Genomic DNA, 505 nt, shown 5'->3' on the forward strand with positions numbered 1-505 from the left:
GCTGATCAGCCTGCTGGACGACGTCAAGGCGGCCCAGGGCGTGCGCATCTTCATCGGCGCCGAGACGCGGCTGTTTTCACTTTCGGGTTCCGCCGTGATCGCGGCGCCCTATATGACAGGCCGGCAGCGGGTGCTCGGCGCGATCGGCGTGATCGGCCCGACCCGTCTGAACTATGCTCGGGTGATCCCGCTGGTGGACTATACGGCGAGGGTGCTCGGGCGATTGCTTGAGTCCTAGAGGATTGCGACATGACCGACGACCAAACGCCGGCCCCCGACCATCACGACGCCGACGCCGAGCGGGCCGAGGCCTTCGACGCCGACGCCGCCCTGGAAGCGGCCCTGACCGAGGTCGCCTCGCTGAAGGAGCAGATGCTGCGCGTCGCCGCCGAGGCCGAGAACGTCAAGCGTCGGGCCGAGCGCGAATCCAACGACGCCCGCGCCTACGCTATCCAGAAGTTCGCCCGCGACCTGCTCGGCGTGGCCGACAACCTGGAGCGCGCCC

The 505-nt window shown here is 68.9% G+C and carries 2 protein-coding genes; both read left to right on the forward strand.

The annotated features are described in order from the left end of the window. A partial coding sequence (locus D1614_RS29110) for a hypothetical protein (RefSeq protein WP_497006693.1) occupies positions 1–238 on the forward strand: 238 nt, incomplete at its 5' end. Between the two features lie 11 nt (positions 239–249). Beyond that, positions 250–505: nucleotide exchange factor GrpE (gene grpE, locus D1614_RS29115; RefSeq protein ID WP_119440555.1), on the forward strand; the 256-nt coding region annotated here is incomplete at its 3' end.

Source organism: Maribellus luteus, assembly GCF_003576475.1.
Lineage (GTDB): Bacteria > Bacteroidota > Bacteroidia > Bacteroidales > Prolixibacteraceae > Draconibacterium > Draconibacterium luteum.